Annotated in this window: 3 protein-coding genes; all 3 read left to right on the forward strand. The window is 31.2% G+C overall.

The annotated features are described in order from the left end of the window. Positions 1-374 precede the first annotated feature (374 nt). A complete protein-coding gene (locus BSU00_RS12705; protein WP_105004707.1) occupies positions 375-998 on the forward strand; it encodes a hypothetical protein in 624 nt (207 codons plus the stop codon). Between the two features lie 81 nt (positions 999-1,079). Next, positions 1,080-1,943 carry a hypothetical protein gene (locus BSU00_RS12710; RefSeq protein WP_233188747.1) on the forward strand — a complete coding sequence of 288 codons (864 nt, stop codon included), beginning with the start codon at positions 1,080-1,082 and terminating at the stop codon, positions 1,941-1,943. 166 nt (positions 1,944-2,109) lie between these two features. Beyond that, a complete protein-coding gene (locus BSU00_RS12715; RefSeq protein ID WP_105004708.1) occupies positions 2,110-2,328 on the forward strand; it encodes a redox-active disulfide protein 2 in 219 nt (72 codons plus the stop codon). Positions 2,329-2,576 lie beyond the last annotated feature (248 nt).

Genomic DNA, 2,576 nt, shown 5'->3' on the forward strand with positions numbered 1-2,576 from the left:
ATATTGAACCGCTCCGAGTGGTCTTGCGTGTAAATCGCTCCAAGTATTGCGGAGTTGGATGGAAAAGAAGAAAGAAAATTGCTTACTACGAATATGAAAAGGAATATGATTTCGTAAGCGTTTAAGAATATAAAAACGAATGACTGTAGACTAAAATCAGGGGTTGTATAAAAACACTAATTTTCTATCTTTGGTCAGAGTAGTTTTACATTTATCAAGTTTAGGCTTTGGTGTTTATGCAAGGCTTATTTATAAAAATTATTAAAAGTTATGTTTGTACTTGCCGCTCAGTATTGCGTGTCGCTTCTCAAATATAACAATAGCTAAACTGCATTAAAACGCAGCTTAGCCAAACCGTTAGGCACAAGTCGAAAATGATAAGAAAATTAATATACATAATAATACTGACAATAATTTGGTCATGTAATCAATCTGCGGATAAAAAGGAAAATACCAATCAAACTGAAAAGATACTAACTGATACTTCAACTGATGAAATTTCAAATACAATTACATTTGATTATAGTAAGTTTGAAATTAAAAAAGGAAATCTAGGAGAAATCAAAATCGGGATGACGATTTCAGAAGCGGAACAAAAGTTCGAAGGTCTTAGAAAAGAGATTGGAGAAGCTACTAGTTTTGGTTTTGGTGGTGGTAGTCCCGCTTATTTGTATTATGACAAAGATGACTTAGCATTTGGTCTGATACCGACACTTAGCACAGACACCCTTTTAATCATAATTGCAGCCTCACCAAAATTTAAAACAATAAACGGTCTAAACCCAAATTCAGAAGTTAAGGAAATCTCTAAACTATACCCTAAAGCTAAAGTTTATCAAAATTTAATGAACAGTTGGGAAGAAATAAGTGATACTATAAATGATTGGGATTTTATTTTTATGACTGATGAAAAGACTGTTGGAGAATACCATAAATTGGAAACGCCATCTGAATTGAAAAATATGAATATAAAAGCCGATTGGATAACCATTAAATAAAAAACCAGTGCCTAACAAAAGCTAAACTGCATTAAAACGCAGCTTAGCCAAACCGTTGTACCACATACTGAGAAAATGTATATGAAAATTAAAATTCTGATATTGATTACAATTTTTATCTTACCTTATAAATCATTTTCACAGGATACAAAAACAGAAATGGCTCTCTATAATATTGGAATAAATTCAGTCTTTTCAGGAATTGGAGCCTTAATAAATAAAAAGCCGAATGAAAAATGGCACAAAGTTTTATTGAAAGGTATGGGGCAGGGTGCTTTTGGTGGATATATAATCTATGAGAGTAAAAACCTTATTGGCAATATTAGTAGTAAAAAATCTTGGCAATACAGTTGGTATGGGAAGTTAGTGAATTCGGCAGGCACATCAATAGTTGAAAATGCATCATCAAACCGAAATTTTTGGGACCAATGGCATTTAAATATTGGTTTTAATAGAATCGAATTTCATACAAAGGACAAGTTCAGAATCAAATATAAAATTATGCCTGTTTCATTGTACTTAACAATAAGTACGGCAATCGGAAATAAATTTGAATTTGAACGTACTTTGCAAACAGGTGAAATAATATTTTCGGGCAGCAATCTTTCTGGGAATGGAATTGATGCAAGAGGAATTGCAAGAGGGAATATATTATTGATTGACCAAAGGTCTTTAAATCAATATGATTTAATCTCCCACGAGATAATACATATTTATCAATATTATGATTACAATTTTGTAAATACATATTTCAATAAACCAATAGATAGGTGGAACAATAACTCGAAGACTTTTAAATTTTTAAACGATATATTTTATTGGGACCTGCAAGGGCCAATTTTGAGAGGTTTATATCTTTATGAAAATTTGAATAGAAACTGTTATTATGATAACTTTTTCGAAAATGAAGCAGGTTTTTATTCAAATACAATACGTTGTTATTAAAGTACGTGGTACAACACGGTGTATAATTAATTACTTGGTTCCTGACTACTCACAAAAATCATGGCGGATTTTCTATCTGGTTTGTATTTACTAAATTTGATTCTCAAACCAAGTAACTAACAATACACGTAACGTTGTAACCAATATTCCTAAACAAAACGCAGATATGAAATTAAACGAAAAAACGACAGAAAAACTTGAAGGAGAATTAAGAGGATTGAAAATTATAAATGGAGCATTAATAGTAGTATTAGGTCTTCTTTTCATCGTTTGTATTTATGGCCTCTTGAAAAAAGATGATAATGGAGTTTTCAGCGCTTTAATTGTTGTGCCAATAGCTTTAAGTGCTATAATTCCTGTGAATTTTGGAAATATAAAAAAATAAAAGCTGAATTAAAATCAAGAAAATGAATACACTCTGAATTCAAAACTGCGGATTGAATTACGCAAATGAAATTCATTAAATAGATGTGGAAAATCAAAACCAAATTGCGAACTGAATAAAATACTGGTTACAACAATGGCTATAAGTAATTGCTTGTTCTCGTCTACTTCTAAAAATCCGCAAGGATTTTCAGTTTGGTGTGTACTTGCAAAGTTAAATACTAACACACGCAACTACTCATAGCCTAG

The sequence above is a fragment of the Tenacibaculum sp. SG-28 genome, from assembly GCF_002954385.1.
Lineage (GTDB): Bacteria > Bacteroidota > Bacteroidia > Flavobacteriales > Flavobacteriaceae > Polaribacter.